A 14,298-nucleotide genomic window follows, 5' to 3' on the forward strand; every position below is an offset into this window, starting at 1 on the left:
TTTCTTACCATCAAATAAAGGATTCAAAAAGAGACTATTTCTTCTAGTTGAAGAACAGATGAAAACGATAAGTTGGATCTCTACAATCAATTGCATCATCCGAAAATCAAAATGGAAAGAATATCCTTTCGATGAAAATCTGTTAAACATAATCCCGGAAACAAGAAAATACGGCGGTGAAGATTATGACTGGACCTTAGAAATGCTTGCAAGAGGATACAAGATAGTTTTAGATCCAGATTTCAGCGTTGTTCACACTCACGAGGAAGATATAGTGTTTGAAGTCTGTAGAGACTTGAGAAACTATTTTGTTTATAAAAAGCTCCGAGAAAAAATCAAAAGGTTGAAAAGGCCAAGACACTCGTTTAAATTCTTGAAAAAGCAGTAGAATTAGCTATTTTTCTAAGCCTAGCCAAAGATGATCGGATACTGGTCTGATAAATTTGCTTACACTACCATCTTTATGTATAATGAGCCGTTTCTCTGAAGAAGAAAAAAGTTCACCTATAATAATTGCGGCAATCCTGTTCTTTTCAAGAACCCTCACAACCTTGTCGGCAGCGCTTCTTTTCACAGCGATTAACAGGCTCCCAGAAGCAATGAGTTGCAGCGGGTCAATCTGGAAGAATTCGCATATTTTCAATGTTTCTTCAGCAATTGGCATCTTTTCTTCATAAACCTTGAACCCTACTCTTGAGGCATCAGCCAATTCATGTATTCCGCCTGCAACTCCGCCTTCTGTGGGGTCATGCATTGCTGTTACGTGGCCTGTTTGGAAGGCCAAGATTGCTTCTTTCACTATGCTTATGTGGTTGAAGAAATTTTCAGCTTTTCTTAAGGTTGATTTTCCTATCTCCCTCTCAAGTTGAGCGTGCTTGTCCGCTGCCAGAATAGCTGTACCCTCTATCCCCGCAGATTTCGTGAGTATCAGTATGTTGCCAGCTTTCGCGTCCTGTGCTGTTACATAACATCCTTTTTCAGTTATGCCCATGCAGCAACCGATAACTATTGGGAATGGTAGGTTAGGTGTGGTTTCTGAGTGCCCGCCAGTTATGGCTAAGCCCAGTTTTTTGGCTCCCACGTCTATCTGTTCGCAGATGGTTCTCACAGTTTTTCTTGTTGCGTTTTCGGGCAGTAGAAGGCAGGAGGCAAAGAAGGTTGGTTGTACGCCGAAGGTGGCTACGTCGTTCGCATTTATGTTTACCGCCAGCCATCCTATTCTTTCTAAAGCACCAGTGATTGGATCCATAGAAGTAACGAGTAACTTGTTTCCAACTTCAATTACAGCGCCATCTAAACCGTAAGATGGCCCTACAACAACTTCTCTACGTTTTGAGCCTAAGTGTTTGAGAATTACTTCTTTAAGGATTTCCGGCGGAACTTTTCCATAGGGAAGTTTCATATGCTCGTAACCTCATAGTGCTTTAAATTCATTCTATTTTGACGTTACTATTTAGTAGCATGTTAGCAGAGCCTTAAATACTAAAATGTGTAGTGCGTCGAAAAAGTTAGCTAGCTTCGCATAATTTGAGGCAATCTTTTTCGTAAAACTACAGCTATGGGGATTCCTATAAGCCCTCCAATGACTATTTGACCTATATTCCCAGGGATTTCTAACAATGCGGCCTCTGGTCCCCATAGATATATTTCAACTATGAAATATCCAACGATCATTTCAACTCCAGCCACAATCACAGCGAATATATCTCGAAAAACACTCTTTTTATTCGTAATGAAACCCGCAAGGAAGCCCTCTGCACCTTTTATGAACAAAGTTGGGATTGCAAATACCGGAAATCCAATTATATCTGCCAATGACGAGCCTATTCCTCCAGCAACACCGCCAACAACAGGCCCGAAGGTTAATGCACTAACAAAAACCATCACATCTCCAACGTTAAAATATCCTCCCATAGGATTCGGAATTCGTATGAGTAGAGTTGCCACACAAACTAGCGCTGCCATGACTGCCCATAACGTTATTTGAATCAATGTTACTTTCATGGAGTTGATTTGCATGTCCTTAAATGAGAGGCAACTCGTATAAAAAATGTACTTAGCATAGTCATATTCAGCTTTAACCTCTTTTTGGCTGTTGTTATGTTTATTCTTCTCTTTTTTCCGGTTCATGAACTAGAGTAAGCGTCACAAAGAAGGCGGGGACAGTAAAAGCTATTGCAAGAAGGAAGGGCAGCTGTGGAGAAACATGCTCGTACAAGATACCTCCAATAAGGCTGCCAAACGCCATCAATATGAAATTTACAAAGTTAGTGAAGCCATTTACCTTCCCACGTTGTTCCTTTGGAACAAGATCAGCTTGCAAAGCACCAAAAGCCGAGTTCATCATAACCTGCGCCGCGCCCACCAACACGAGAGAAACAAAGAGCCTTAGCACATCTCCATTTACGTAAAGCCACATTGAAACCCCGAACATTACATATGCTCCCAAGAGTGGCAGCTTTCTGTTGAATTTGTCCACCGCCTTTCCTATAGGAATAGCGAGAACTATCATCGTAACAAACAATGCTGTGAGGATGAGCGGCCAGACGGCCTTGTCTATTAGAAGCTCTTCTACAGCGTATACGACAAAGTATAGCTGAACCATGGCAATTCCAAAAATGGTTATCACCCCGGAAAGGAACAGATAAAACATTGAACGAGGCAGTGTTTTCCAGACGCCAAAGCTCTCTTTTAGGGCAATCGGATAGCTATGCAGGAGTTCATTTAAGCTGGGTTTTTTAGCATTTACCACTGTTTCCTTTAATCGCAATAGTCTGAGGAATGCTGCAATTAAGAAGAAAACCACGACAACGCCATAGCCTATTCTCATGCCTTGAACCAGACCAAACTGACCGTAAAGTATGCCTGCGACAAAAGGTCCTGGAGTGGTGGCAGCACTTGTTATAAGCATGATTAAGCCAAATCCCATGCCTCTTCTTTCAGAGGGCACCGAATCAGCAATCATCGCCATCAAGGCTGGCTGATAGGTTGAGTTGAACAGACTCATTAACACGGCGCCAATCAATATGAAGTGCCATGAAGGCGCAACTGCGTATAGAATGAAGGAAAGCGCAACCCCGAAAGTCATGGAAGAAATGAGCCACTTTCTGCCAAACTTATCTGCCAAGTAGCCACCTGGAAACTGCATCGAAGCTAAAGCTAGAAATGAAAAAAGACCAATCATACCAAGAACTGTTTTCGTTGCTCCCAGCTCAAGAACGTAAAGTGAATAATAAGTCGCTGGAAGTTCCATGGCGAAATCTATTAGAATCCAGCTTACCACCAGAACGGCGTAATTGCCTTTAATGAACGAGAATTCCTTTCTTAGACCTTTAACAAACGGCGTTTTTTGCGTCTCCTTTCATGCACTCTTATACTTTGAGCAGTGAAGTTATTGTTTCTGGGCAAAAATACTCAAAAACTGGTCACGAACGCGTGTTTAAGCTTATCAATAACTGCCAACAATTCTTCGATTTTCAAGGCATAAATCATAAGTCTAAAGATAGCTTGTCTACCTTCTTCGGTGTTTTTTCAAAGGTCACTCCTCGTTCGGTCCTCAAGTTTTCAGTGTATTTAACTTCACCGTAAACGTGGCAGCCTGACTCTAGGCTTATACTCTCTCCATACAGATTTCTGGCTCTAGCCTCTCTTTCCACTGTTATTGTCTTAGCGTAAACGTCCTCGACATGTGCTCTTTTGCCTATCATTGCTTCATCTGCCTTTATAGGTCCTTTGACTTTGCCTCTCCGTCCAATTTCGACATAGGATGCGTGGACACCTTCGGCGGTTTCAATGGAGCCACCTACAGAAATTTTTGAGCGGGCAGTTGCTTTTCTTGCACGTAGCCGACCGCCCACGTCAATGTTTCTGGCAGTCAATTCTTGGTCTATTTCTGCTATACCTCCCACGTCGAGTTTTCCAGAAAGCTTCATGTTGCCGCCAACTTGTACTTTTCCTCCCACGTTCAAGTCAACTCCTTCAGCTGAGCCAGAAATGGCAAAAACCCCGCCAACGTCGATGTCACCAAATTTTAAATCGCCTTCAACTTTGCAAGAGCCACCTACGTCTATGTCGCCACCGCTGCTCTTTCCAGCAAGTTTCACTGTACCTCCAACACTGATCTTCTGAAATTCAAGCGACTCCTTTGAGACAAAACTGCCGCCAACATCAACTCTGTTGATTTTTCCGCCGTTAACCTCTACTTTTCCTCCCACGTCGATATCTTTTATGTCGACCTTCGATTCAATTTTCACCGAACCGCCAACGTCAATGTTTTCAGTTTTTACCTCGCCTTTAGCTTTGAAAGTGCCACCTACATCTATTTTTCGAGCGGTTGTAGCGCCATCTACTATGAGGCTGCCTCCAACCTCCACTTCTTCAACATCAAAATTTTTCTCTACCGTCAAACTTCTGTCTACATCTACCTTTTTCGCAGTCATATTCCCAGTAATAACTAAACGCCCATCTTCTATATTGACTCGGTTTCTAATTTCAAGATCTCCCTTAACAGTGACATCATCTTCGCCATCCAAATTTTCCGCTGAGAGACTGCATTCGAAGACACAGTCGCCCTCAACGTATATGGTACCTGAAACAGCGACTTTTGGCGGAGTTCCTTTACCCTTCACTACAACATGCCTTCCAACTTCCAAATCACCCTCAACAACATCCAACGTAGCGGTGCTTCTTGAAGGAATAACGTTTTCCGACATAGCGTTTTCACCTAAATGTAGGTAGCACAATCGTGAGTATAAAAGGCAACGCACATGTAGGATACACATATTGTAGTCACAATTTGTGACTATGAAGAGATATTACAGTTTGTCCTGTGATTTTTCACACACGCGAGCATAATCTATAAATATTCACGAAAAGCTATCTAAAGTTATCAGGTGAGATATTTGTCAAAAAAGGTTCGTACTGGGATTCCAGGTCTAGACGAACTGGTTGACGGTGGGTTTCCTGAAGGCAGGGTTATTTTGGTTATTGGAGGACCAGGCACAGGAAAAACCATTATGTGCGGCCAGTTTTTGCACAAAGGAATCTATGAAAATCAAGAAAATGGCGTTTTTGTCAGTCTAGACGAAAGCAAGGATCACTTCTACTCTGAAATGCAACAATTCGGGAAAAATTTCCAGAAGGCAGAGGAAGAGGGGCGATTCGCTTTTATAGACGCCACACGAATGTCGCAAGTGGCTATGCTGAAGGAGAAACTGTACAAAGAGGAATCTAAGAGCTTACGGGGTAAGCAACTCTCCATTGATAGACTAGTCGAAAATTTGCGAGCAAAAATCTCTGCAATTAATGCGAAAAGGGTTGCAGTGGACACTTTGGCAGCACTCACATACCGATTTCCAGATCCTGCAGAGCGAAGGACCGCAGTTATGGATTTGATTGGATCACTGGCGGATTTGGGAGTTACCAACCTTGTGACCACTGAATTAAGTCAATTGAGCTTGGAACGAAATGCTTTAGAAGAAGAATTCTTGGTTCACGGAGTTATCATGATGCAAACTCTATTTTCAGGAGCGACTACAACGAGAGCGATACAAGTCGAAAAGATGAGAGAAGCCAAGGTCAACCCGAGTCTTGTACCATATTCAATAGGTCCGAATGGCATTGAGGTCTTTCCCAACATGCCGCTATTCGGGGAAAAGTAGGTTCATAAACTCTGAACTAAGCGGTTAAGACCTTATAGCTGCTTTCTTTCCTTTCGTATCTGCAGTTTCTCTTTTATCAGAGGTATTTCACGCTCTAGATATCTTTGATTATACATTTTCTTGATTCGTAAGTGTTTTTTGAGACCTTTTTTGCTTTTCTTCTCGTAAATGCTGATCTCTCCTTCAAACAGACCTAGAATTGCTTGAACGTCTTCCGAAGCATGCATCTGAGGATTCATCACAGCCAGAGTGGTGAACCCTTTTGACCTCAACTCTGGGATAAGCCCAGTTAACCATCTTCTGGTTTGAACAGCGTGATGCCGAAGCAAAACGTCTGAGATAATTTCGATACAAGCCCTTCTTTGGCCCTTTTGGGAAGTGTCGAGTTTACGGAAAGCTGAGGTTAAGGCAATGTTAATATCAGTAAGGTTTTCCACACCCTTCAATTTGAATACATTAGGTAAGTCTTTGATGATTGTGTCTGCTTGGGGATTGCATATAAACAGGTAGAAGTTTGACCGAAATTCTTCTGCGAGGGTTTTTATTCCGCTAGCCTCTCTAGTAATGTAAAACGTGATTTGCCTTTCTTTTGCTCCTGTTTCAAGAAATCTTTTAATCAGTAGATCCCTTTCATCACAGGAAATTGAGGTTAATATAACCGCAAAATTTTCAGGGATCCCACCGAGAAGAGAGTTATCGAGATCTTTATATCCTGTTCTAATACGACTGGGAAGACCAGCATCCAAGATGTTAATCTTTACAGGTTCGAGCTCACAGAACATTTGGTGCCCAGTTTCATCTGCGTAATCAATTTTTGGCTTTACTGCAAATGTACCTTTGTTAAGAGACCTTAGGGTAAGTCTGATTTCTTCGGTCATTAGTGGGTCAAGTCTTTTTCCGTTCATGTCAAGATCTCTGTCCTCGAAGTCACAGAAATCTGGTTTGGCAACTAACTCGAAACCTGCTGGGAGAAATCCCTCAACTTTAACCAAGATGGCCGGTGCGTCTCCTGTATTGACCATCTCTATTTCTAAGTTGACATCTTCGCCAATTTTTACCTCATTTTCTCTAAGAATTAGTTTTGCTTGTATGCGTGCCCGCACAGGCAAGATTTTTTCATCCAGAGCTGCAAAAAGCTTGCGCATTTGCTTGAAAGTGTCTAAATACTCTAGGCCGCGTTTTGTGATCTTATAAATCTTAGAGTTGTCAACACTCTTTTCCTTGACAAAGCCCCTTGAAGCTAGAAAAATCAACGACTTTTTAGCTCTGTCAACTGGCAAGTTTGCACCATAAGAGGCTCTAGTTAATCGGCAGGAACCCCTTCTTGCAACGATGTCCAATAAATCTGCGTATATCTCATATCTTGTCCTTCGGTTTCCCAAATACTCCACTTTCCATCAAACCTTTCACACCGAGCCATTGGACTGCAGCGAACCCAATAAGTAATCTCAACCACACAGTTAAAATCCTTATGAGAATAGTGGCAGCCGCGCTAGTATCTGGTGGTATGGCAAATAGAACAAACAGCGTTATCATGATAATGTCGGGTAGTCCTACCTCAGCGGGGACACCTATAGGAATTGATTTTATTGCAATCATAAGAGTATAGATAACAACTATTTTCAGCAAAAGAATTGGTATATTTGGCTCCAAGTAACCTATTGAAACGAAAACTAGGAAAACAATAGCAATGCTAGAAAGCCATGTCAGAACATAAAAGAATATTGGCGGAATCAGTTTTGCTGGGGTCGAACTAAAAATTCTTAACGATTTATAGAAACCTCTTAGCGCGTCAACTATTGTAGTTTGAAAATGTTCCAGTTTAAAACGTCCTCTTGAGACACGCTCTACAAAACGCATTACAGCGTTAATCAACCGCTCTGTCAATTTCTCCTTGACACAAATTATCACCAAGAATACGAAGGCAACTGCACTTAGGGCAGTCATAGTTACGAGTATTTGAAGCATTAAACCTGAAACAGAATAATTAAGGGACAGTAACCCCAGAAAGCCTAAGAGGAGGGCGACAATAGTCGTAATTGTGCCTAACATTCGTTGACTGACAAGAGAGGCAATAACCTTCCCCGAATTGACATTTGGCTCTTTTGACATTAAATAGGCTTTAGTTATCTCTCCGCTAACAGATTCCGCTGGAATAAGAAGATCAGTAAACATGCCAATCCACACATACGCAAAAGTCTTTTTTAGAGGAATTTTAATTGACAAAGGCAGTAAGAGGTATTGCCAAGTCAAAGTGAAAAAGAACGTTTCCACGATGAGCACTAATGCAGCTAAAGAGTAAATTAGCATATTCGCGCGTTGAATTACACCTATCATTTCTGGGATATTGACGAATAGGATTAAGTAAAGAACGAAAGCCAAAAGACCAATTACGAGAAGAGGAACAGTTTTCAACAGTATTCTACGTCTTTCGTTCATCTACCACGGCATCCAACATGAAGAGTAAAGGCAGTAGCTCTTCTATATATTGTATTCACTAAATATCCTAGCATTATTCTCATACTCAAATATACTTTAAAACTCTACTTTAGCTCTTCCAAGTTTTTTATCTAGACAAGCTTTTACGAACCCATAATATTCTGGATCGGGTTTAGCGGGACGACTTTTGAATTCTCCATGAAATTGAGACGCAAAAAAGAAGAATTTTTTTGTCAGTTCCAAGATTTCCATTCTTCTACCGTCAACACTTCTGCCTGAAAAGACTAAGCCATGTTTCTCCAAGGTGGGTCTATGTTCTGGGTTGACCTCGTATCTGTGGCGGTGGCGTTCGTAAATCTCTTCAGATTTGTATAAAGAGTAAGCTAAGGTTTCTTTGTGAACAATTATTTTGTGAGCGCCAAGCCGCATTGTGGCTCCCTTTATATCTACTCCATGCTGCTCTGGCATGAGGTAAATCACAGGGAAAGCCGTGGATGAATTGATTTCGGTACTATTTGCATCGAGTCCACATACATGTCTAGCAAATTCCACCACTGCCAGTTGGAAACCGTAGCATATTCCTAAAAATGGTATGTTGTTTTCTCTTGCAAACTGGATGGCAGCGATTTTACCTTCAGCACCTCTTGGACCGAAGCCGTAGGGGATGAATACGCCATCATAATTTTTGAGTGTCACAAGCTTTTCTGGGTGTTTTTTGAACTTCTCTGCTTCTATATGGTCCACCGATACGCTGATTTGAAATTCTGCACCAGCATGTCTAAACGCTTCATTCATGCTTACATAGCTATCTGCTAAACCGGTATATTTGCCAACTAACACAATTTTGATTTCATAACGTGGTTTCAAAATGGCGTTGACGAATTCTTTCCATTTGTTCCATTTAGGTTTCTGCTCGGGGATATGTAAACGGTCTTGTATGAAATCACCCATCCCTTGCTCATCTAATATCAGCGGAACCTCGTAGATGGATTGAACGTTATAAGAGCAGAAAACAGCGTTTTCGGGTATAGTTCCGAAAAGAGCGATTTTTCGCCTTGCTTCGGCGTCGATCATTCTTCTTGACCGCGCCACGATCGTGTCTGGTTGTATACCGATGCGGCGGAGTTCGTTTACACTATGCTGTAACGGTTTGGTTTTCATCTCTCCTGTAACGTCAAGTAGTGGAACCAACGCCACGTGAATGTAAAGAGTGTTTTCATATCCTTCTTCGAGGCGCATCTGCCTTATGGCTTCGAGAAATGGTAAGCCTTCTATGTCGCCTACAGTGCCGCCGCACTCAGTTAACACAACATCTACCTTAGACTTTTTGGCTACATTTCGAATTCGTCGTTTAATTTCATCTGTAACGTGGGGGACTATTTGGACGCAATGACCAAGATAATCACCTCTTCGTTCTTTCTTAATCACTGTCTGATAAACCATACCTGTTGTAACATTGTTGTTCATGGTCAGGTTTAAGTCTAAGAATCTTTCGTACCAGCCTAAATCGAGGTCGGTTTCTCCCCCATCATCTGTGACGTAGACTTCGCCGTGCATATATGGATTCATGGTGCCTGCATCAACGTTCACGTATGGATCAACCTTAATAGCTGTGACTTTGACGCCTCTGGTTTGCAGCATCTTCCCGGCCGAGGATGTGACAATGCCTTTACCTACGGAAGAAAGCACGCCGCCAGTAATGAAAATGTATTTTACCATACTTCTGCGGCCTCGCAATAACAAAAGCATACGCAAAACTTAGCATTTAAACTCTTTGTGTCGTGAAAAAACCATGTTCACTATTTGATGACTGGGACTGTGGCACACATTAAATTTTGAAAGACCCTATCACTTAAGGTTCTCAGGGAATTATAGAAATTTTTACGTCAGCTTTTGACGTGGCGAGACCCCAAAATGCTTTTCGAATTTCTTCCAATGGCATTCGCCTAGTGATGAGCGGCTTTACATTTAATGTTCCAGACGCTATAAGGTTCAACGCTTTCTTAAAATGTATAGGGGTTGCGTGGAAGGCGCCCCTCACAGTTACTTCTCCATAATGCAACAACTCAGTACTCATCCTAATTTCGGTTCCAGGTAGGCAACCGCCAAATTCAAGCACGGTACCGCCTTTACACACCATTTTCAATGCTTGCTCCCACGTAGCGGGCAAACCTATAGCTTCTACTACTACATCTGCGCCGTGACCGTTTGTTAGTTGCTTGACTCTGTCCACAGTATCTTCAGTTTTGGCGTTTATTGTTTCGCTTGCTCCAAGTTTTCTGGCAAACTCAAGTCTTTCTTCGAGCAAATCGCTTATGATTATCCTTTCTGTACCGAGTTTCTTAGCAGTAAGCAGATGGAGAAGACCGATTGGTCCTGCGCCAATTATCGCTACAGTGTCGCCAAGCTTTATACCGGCTTCTTCAGCGCCATGGAGAACACAAGCCAAAGGCTCGGTTATTGCAGCTTCTTCATAAGTGACGTGGGGGGGAATTTCCTGCGTATTGACCAAAATTGTGCGAGCTGGAACTCGAATATATTCGGCGTAGGCACCCCAGAGCCAAAGCATATCTTCGCACAAGTTATATCTTCCCTTCTGGCACATCTTACACCGCAGACAAGGAGCACTGTTTCCCGCTCGAATCCGCATGCCCTCCTTAGGCCAGGTTACACCTTCACCAATCTCTACAACAATGCCAGCCCATTCATGCCCAAAAATTGTCGGCAACGTAATTACTTTCTCCACGTATCCTCTCTGAAAAATCTTCAAATCTGTACCGCAAGTTGTTGCGGTTTCAATCTTGACTAGAACTTCTCCAGCGCCTATCTGCGGCCTTTCGACATCTTCGACTCGAAGATCCTTTATGCCATACAGCATCGCTGCTTTCATTTTCTCACCGCTCATTTAACACCACAACTTTTATGCATTCTTTGCTTCTTGCTGCTATTTGAAACGCCTCTGCGGTTTTGCTTAACGGAAATCTGTGTGTTATTAGCTTTTTTGCGTTGATTCTTTTTGTTTGAATGAGTTTTAGGGCAATTCTGGTCTCTATGTGTGATGTTGAGTAAGATGGCACCAGCTTAATTTCGGAGAAGAACAGTTTGTTCAGACTTAACCGCATAAAATCTTCTGGCTGTGTGGGGGCAAAAATGCATAGCGTTCCTCCTTTGCGGCACAGTTCTATCCCGGCAAGATAGGCATTGACGTTAGGTGCAGTGACAACTACTACATCTGCGCCATGTCCGTCAGTCGCTTTCTTGACTACATCCATAAGGCTTTCGGCTTCCGGGTTAACCGTTAAATCTGCACCTAAACGCTTAGCTGCCTTCAGTCTATAATCGACAAAATCCGTAGCTATAACTTGGCTTGCACCGAAAATTCGCAGGAGCATCGCAAAAATGATTCCTGAAGGTCCAGCTCCCACAACTACAGCCGAATCTGACGCTTGGATGCCACATTTATTTAGGGCGCGTATGCAACATCCTACTGGTTCGATGAGGGTTGCTTCTTCGAAGGAGAGTTCGTGGGGGATTTTTACCGTGTCTACTTGAAGGTTTGGCGCTGGGACTTTGTAGTATTCCGCGAAGCCACCTGGGTCCAGATGAGTTTTAGCGAACTGTTCACATAAGGTGTAAGCTCCGCGTCTGCAGTAGTGGCAGGTTAAACATGCGACATGGTGGTGGGTGAAAACTCTGTCACCTACCTCGAATCCTTCTACCTTGCTGCCAACTTTAGCTATTACGCCTGATGGCTCGTGTCCGAGCACTAGGGGTACACGTGTTTTTAGGTACCATTCCATCAAGTCGGAGCCGCATACTCCGCATGCCTTCATCTCTACTAGAGCTTCTTGGGCGCCAATTTTGGGTATGGATGTGTCTTCGATTAGTATGTTGTCGAGGCTGTAGTACGTGATGGCTTTCATAAGATGTCACTGGGTTTGAGAAAGGCTGTGATGCACTTAAAATTTTTCCAAGAGAGAGGTTTTTTCTTCTTCTATCTATCTAAACCTGAACACAAAAATAGAGCACTAAGTCATTTTTCGATGTCTTAATCAGTGGTTCCTTACTTCAATTTCCCATTTCAATTATCTCTTTTACTTTTCTCAAAAATATTGATGCAGGTGCACCGTCTATTATTCGGTGGTCATATGCAAGCGTAAGTGTCATTACGGGCTTGACTGTAATCCCCTTATTTGCGACAACCGGTTTCTCCATCGTACAACCAGCTGCAAGTATTGCAGCTTCAGGAGGGTTGATTATTGGCAAGAAAGTGTTCACACCATACATCCCAAGATTTGTCACTGTGAAGGTTCCACCAGTTAATTGTTCCTTTGACATCCTACCTTCTCTTGCTTTCTCAGCCAATTTTCCTAACTCGGAAGATATTTGGGCAAGCTGTTTTTTATCCGCATTCCGCATAACTGGAACAACTAACCCTTTCTCAGTGGAAACAGCTATACCTATATTGATGTCGTCATAAACCTGAATTTTTCCTTCCATCAGCGTGGAGTTTACCATTGGCTGTCCACGTAAAGCCCTTGCTACTGCATAAACCAGTATCGCTGTGTAAGAAGCTTGAGTCTTTTCTCGTAGTTTTACAGCTTCCGTCATATCAACATCCATAATAATGAAGCTGTGAGGTGCAGTTTGAAAACTGGAAGCAACACGCTCTGCAGTAGTTTTCCTAATACCTGTTAAAGGAACTATCTCTTTTATCCGTGGCATTGGCTCGGTTTTCTCTTCTATGAAACGTTTAACATCTTCTTCTACAATCCTTCCTTCTGGACCAGTACCTTGTACTTGTGTCAAATTGACATCGTATTCTCTTGCCATTCTTTTTGCTGCAGGTGATGCCAAAACACGTTCTCTGACTACGGCAGTCTCTGTTTGCTTCTTTGCCACCGCCTCTTCGACAAATTTAGGTTGCGGAGTCTCTGCTACAGCTTCCACATCTGGCAATTTTTCGTCAGGTGCTGCTATGAAGGCTAGTGTAGCGCCCACAGGTACTTCAACGCCTTCCTCAGCTAAGATTTTTCGAAGGACTCCGCTTTCCAGTGCTTCAACGTCGTATGTGACTTTTTCGGAAAGCACCTCAACCACGGGCTCGCCTTTCTGGACTGCTTCACCTTCCTTTTTGAACCATTGGATTACACTGCCAGTTTTCATTGTTAGGCTAAGGCGGGGCATGACGATTTTTGTAACCAAGATTGTTCATTCCTTTTTGGCGATTTTTTTTACAGCTTTTATTATGGTCTTTTCGTCGGGTATAACATATTTTTCTAGTGGTGGACTGAAGGGAATTGGCGTGTCTGGCTCAGCTACTCGTTTTATTGGTGCATCAAGATAGTCTATCGCTTCCTCGGCCACCACAGCTGCAATCTCCGCGGTCACCCCAGCAGTTTTGCAGTCTTCGCTTACAACAACTAAGCGTCCCGTTTTTTTCACCGAGCTTATTATGACTTCTTTGTCTAAAGGAACAAGCGTCCGCGGATCAACAACCTCTACACTTAACCCCTCTTTCTCAAGCGTTTTTGCTGCCTCCAAAGCTTTGTGAACCATAAACATGGTAGCAACTACTGTTACGTCTTCCCCTTCTCTTTTAATATCGGCAGTGCCGAACGGGATTGTATAATCCTCTTCAGGTATCAAGCCTTTGGTTGGATAGAGAAGCTTGTGCTCGCAAAACACTACCGGGTTGTCGCCTCTTATCGCTGTCTTTAACAGTCCTTTCGCGTCGTAAGGCGTTGAGGGAACTGCGACAAACAGTCCTGGCACATGCATAAACCACGCTTCAAGACTTTGGGAGTGATGAGCTGCAATGTTGACGCCTCCGCCGAAAGGAGTTCTAATGACTAGTGGCACTTTTGCTTGTCCACCAAACATGTAGCGGATCTTGGCCGCTTGGTTAGCTATCTGGTCCATGGCAAGGGTTGTTAAATCGCCGAACATTATCTCTGCAACGGGACGCATGCCAGTTATTGCGGCGCCTACTGCAGCGCCTATTATAGCAGATTCGCTGATTGGAGTGTCTCTGACACGTTCGTCTCCGAACTCTTTTGCTAAATCTTTAGTCACCTTGAAAGCGCCCTCCCAATAGCGTCCTATATCCTCACCCAACAGAAACACTGTTTTGTCTCGTTGCATCTCTTCCAACAATGCTTCGCGAAGTGAATCTCTGTAAGTTATCTCTCGCATTTCC

Annotated in this window: 13 protein-coding genes; 2 read left to right on the forward strand and 11 right to left on the reverse strand. The window is 43.0% G+C overall.

The annotated features are described in order from the left end of the window. On the forward strand, window positions 1-388 hold a 388-nt coding region (locus tag KAU88_00895), incomplete at its 5' end, for a hypothetical protein (GenBank protein ID MCK4477074.1). Window positions 389-394: 6 nt separating this feature from the next. Here KAU88_00895 and KAU88_00900 read toward each other — a convergent pair. The 4 genes from KAU88_00900 to KAU88_00915 form a co-directional block, all read right to left on the reverse strand. Then, on the reverse strand, window positions 395-1,402 hold the full coding sequence (locus tag KAU88_00900; protein ID MCK4477075.1) for an AIR synthase family protein: 1,008 nt from the start codon (window positions 1,400-1,402) through the stop codon (window positions 395-397). A 110-nt stretch (window positions 1,403-1,512) separates the two neighbouring features. Then, window positions 1,513-2,130 carry an ECF transporter S component gene (locus tag KAU88_00905; GenBank protein MCK4477076.1) on the reverse strand — a complete coding sequence of 206 codons (618 nt, stop codon included), beginning with the start codon at window positions 2,128-2,130 and terminating at the stop codon, window positions 1,513-1,515. After that, window positions 2,105-3,253, reverse strand: a complete 1,149-nt coding sequence (locus KAU88_00910; GenBank protein MCK4477077.1) for an MFS transporter — start codon at window positions 3,251-3,253, stop codon at window positions 2,105-2,107. The genes KAU88_00905 and KAU88_00910 overlap by 26 nt, the downstream gene beginning before the upstream one ends. Before the next feature lie 235 nt (window positions 3,254-3,488). Then, window positions 3,489-4,712 (reverse strand): hypothetical protein, encoded by a 1,224-nt coding sequence (locus KAU88_00915; GenBank protein MCK4477078.1) that lies wholly within the window; start codon window positions 4,710-4,712, stop codon window positions 3,489-3,491. Between the two features lie 189 nt (window positions 4,713-4,901). Between KAU88_00915 and KAU88_00920 the strand changes: the two genes are divergently transcribed. After that, window positions 4,902-5,660, forward strand: a complete 759-nt coding sequence (locus KAU88_00920; GenBank protein MCK4477079.1) for an AAA family ATPase — start codon at window positions 4,902-4,904, stop codon at window positions 5,658-5,660. Window positions 5,661-5,692: 32 nt separating this feature from the next. Here KAU88_00920 and KAU88_00925 read toward each other — a convergent pair whose 3' ends face one another. The 7 genes from KAU88_00925 to KAU88_00955 all read right to left on the reverse strand — a co-directional run bounded on the left by KAU88_00925 (window position 5,693) and on the right by KAU88_00955 (window position 14,294). Beyond that, entirely contained in the window at window positions 5,693-7,042 is a 1,350-nt protein-coding gene (locus KAU88_00925; GenBank protein MCK4477080.1) for a hypothetical protein, read from the reverse strand. Further along, entirely contained in the window at window positions 7,017-8,099 is a 1,083-nt protein-coding gene (locus KAU88_00930; GenBank protein ID MCK4477081.1) for a flippase-like domain-containing protein, read from the reverse strand. Before KAU88_00930 ends, KAU88_00925 begins: the two co-directional genes overlap by 26 nt. A gap of 96 nt (window positions 8,100-8,195) precedes the next feature. Beyond that, a complete protein-coding gene (locus KAU88_00935) occupies window positions 8,196-9,818 on the reverse strand; it encodes a CTP synthase (protein ID MCK4477082.1) in 1,623 nt (540 codons plus the stop codon). Between the two features lie 142 nt (window positions 9,819-9,960). Then, complete coding sequence (locus KAU88_00940; GenBank protein MCK4477083.1) at window positions 9,961-11,004, reverse strand: zinc-binding dehydrogenase; 1,044 nt, start codon at window positions 11,002-11,004, stop codon at window positions 9,961-9,963. Further along, window positions 10,994-12,022 (reverse strand): zinc-dependent dehydrogenase, encoded by a 1,029-nt coding sequence (locus tag KAU88_00945; GenBank protein ID MCK4477084.1) that lies wholly within the window; start codon window positions 12,020-12,022, stop codon window positions 10,994-10,996. The genes KAU88_00940 and KAU88_00945 overlap by 11 nt, the downstream gene beginning before the upstream one ends. A gap of 145 nt (window positions 12,023-12,167) precedes the next feature. After that, on the reverse strand, window positions 12,168-13,304 hold the full coding sequence (locus KAU88_00950; protein ID MCK4477085.1) for a 2-oxo acid dehydrogenase subunit E2: 1,137 nt from the start codon (window positions 13,302-13,304) through the stop codon (window positions 12,168-12,170). A gap of 6 nt (window positions 13,305-13,310) precedes the next feature. Further along, window positions 13,311-14,294, reverse strand: a complete 984-nt coding sequence (locus tag KAU88_00955) for an alpha-ketoacid dehydrogenase subunit beta (GenBank protein MCK4477086.1) — start codon at window positions 14,292-14,294, stop codon at window positions 13,311-13,313. Between the last annotated feature and the right edge of the window lie 4 nt (window positions 14,295-14,298).

It is taken from the genome of Candidatus Bathyarchaeota archaeon (assembly GCA_023131225.1).
Taxonomy (GTDB): Archaea; Thermoproteota; Bathyarchaeia; order Bathyarchaeales; family SOJC01; genus JAGLZW01.

Bases quoted from the DNA above. Each gene is read 5' to 3' on its own strand.
- KAU88_00955 (MCK4477086.1), bottom strand. From the start codon at position 14,294: ATGCGAGAGATAACTTACAGAGATTCACTTCGCGAAGCATTGTTGGAA.
- KAU88_00905 (MCK4477076.1), bottom strand. From the start codon at position 2,130: ATGAACCGGAAAAAAGAGAAGAATAAACATAACAACAGCCAAAAAGAG.
- KAU88_00900 (MCK4477075.1), bottom strand. From the start codon at position 1,402: ATGAAACTTCCCTATGGAAAAGTTCCGCCGGAAATCCTTAAAGAAGTA.
- KAU88_00940 (MCK4477083.1), bottom strand. From the start codon at position 11,004: ATGAGCGGTGAGAAAATGAAAGCAGCGATGCTGTATGGCATAAAGGAT.
- KAU88_00910 (MCK4477077.1), bottom strand. From the start codon at position 3,253: ATGGAACTTCCAGCGACTTATTATTCACTTTACGTTCTTGAGCTGGGA.
- KAU88_00915 (MCK4477078.1), bottom strand. From the start codon at position 4,712: ATGTCGGAAAACGTTATTCCTTCAAGAAGCACCGCTACGTTGGATGTT.
- KAU88_00930 (MCK4477081.1), bottom strand. From the start codon at position 8,099: ATGAACGAAAGACGTAGAATACTGTTGAAAACTGTTCCTCTTCTCGTA.
- KAU88_00935 (MCK4477082.1), bottom strand. From the start codon at position 9,818: ATGGTAAAATACATTTTCATTACTGGCGGCGTGCTTTCTTCCGTAGGT.
- KAU88_00945 (MCK4477084.1), bottom strand. From the start codon at position 12,022: ATGAAAGCCATCACGTACTACAGCCTCGACAACATACTAATCGAAGAC.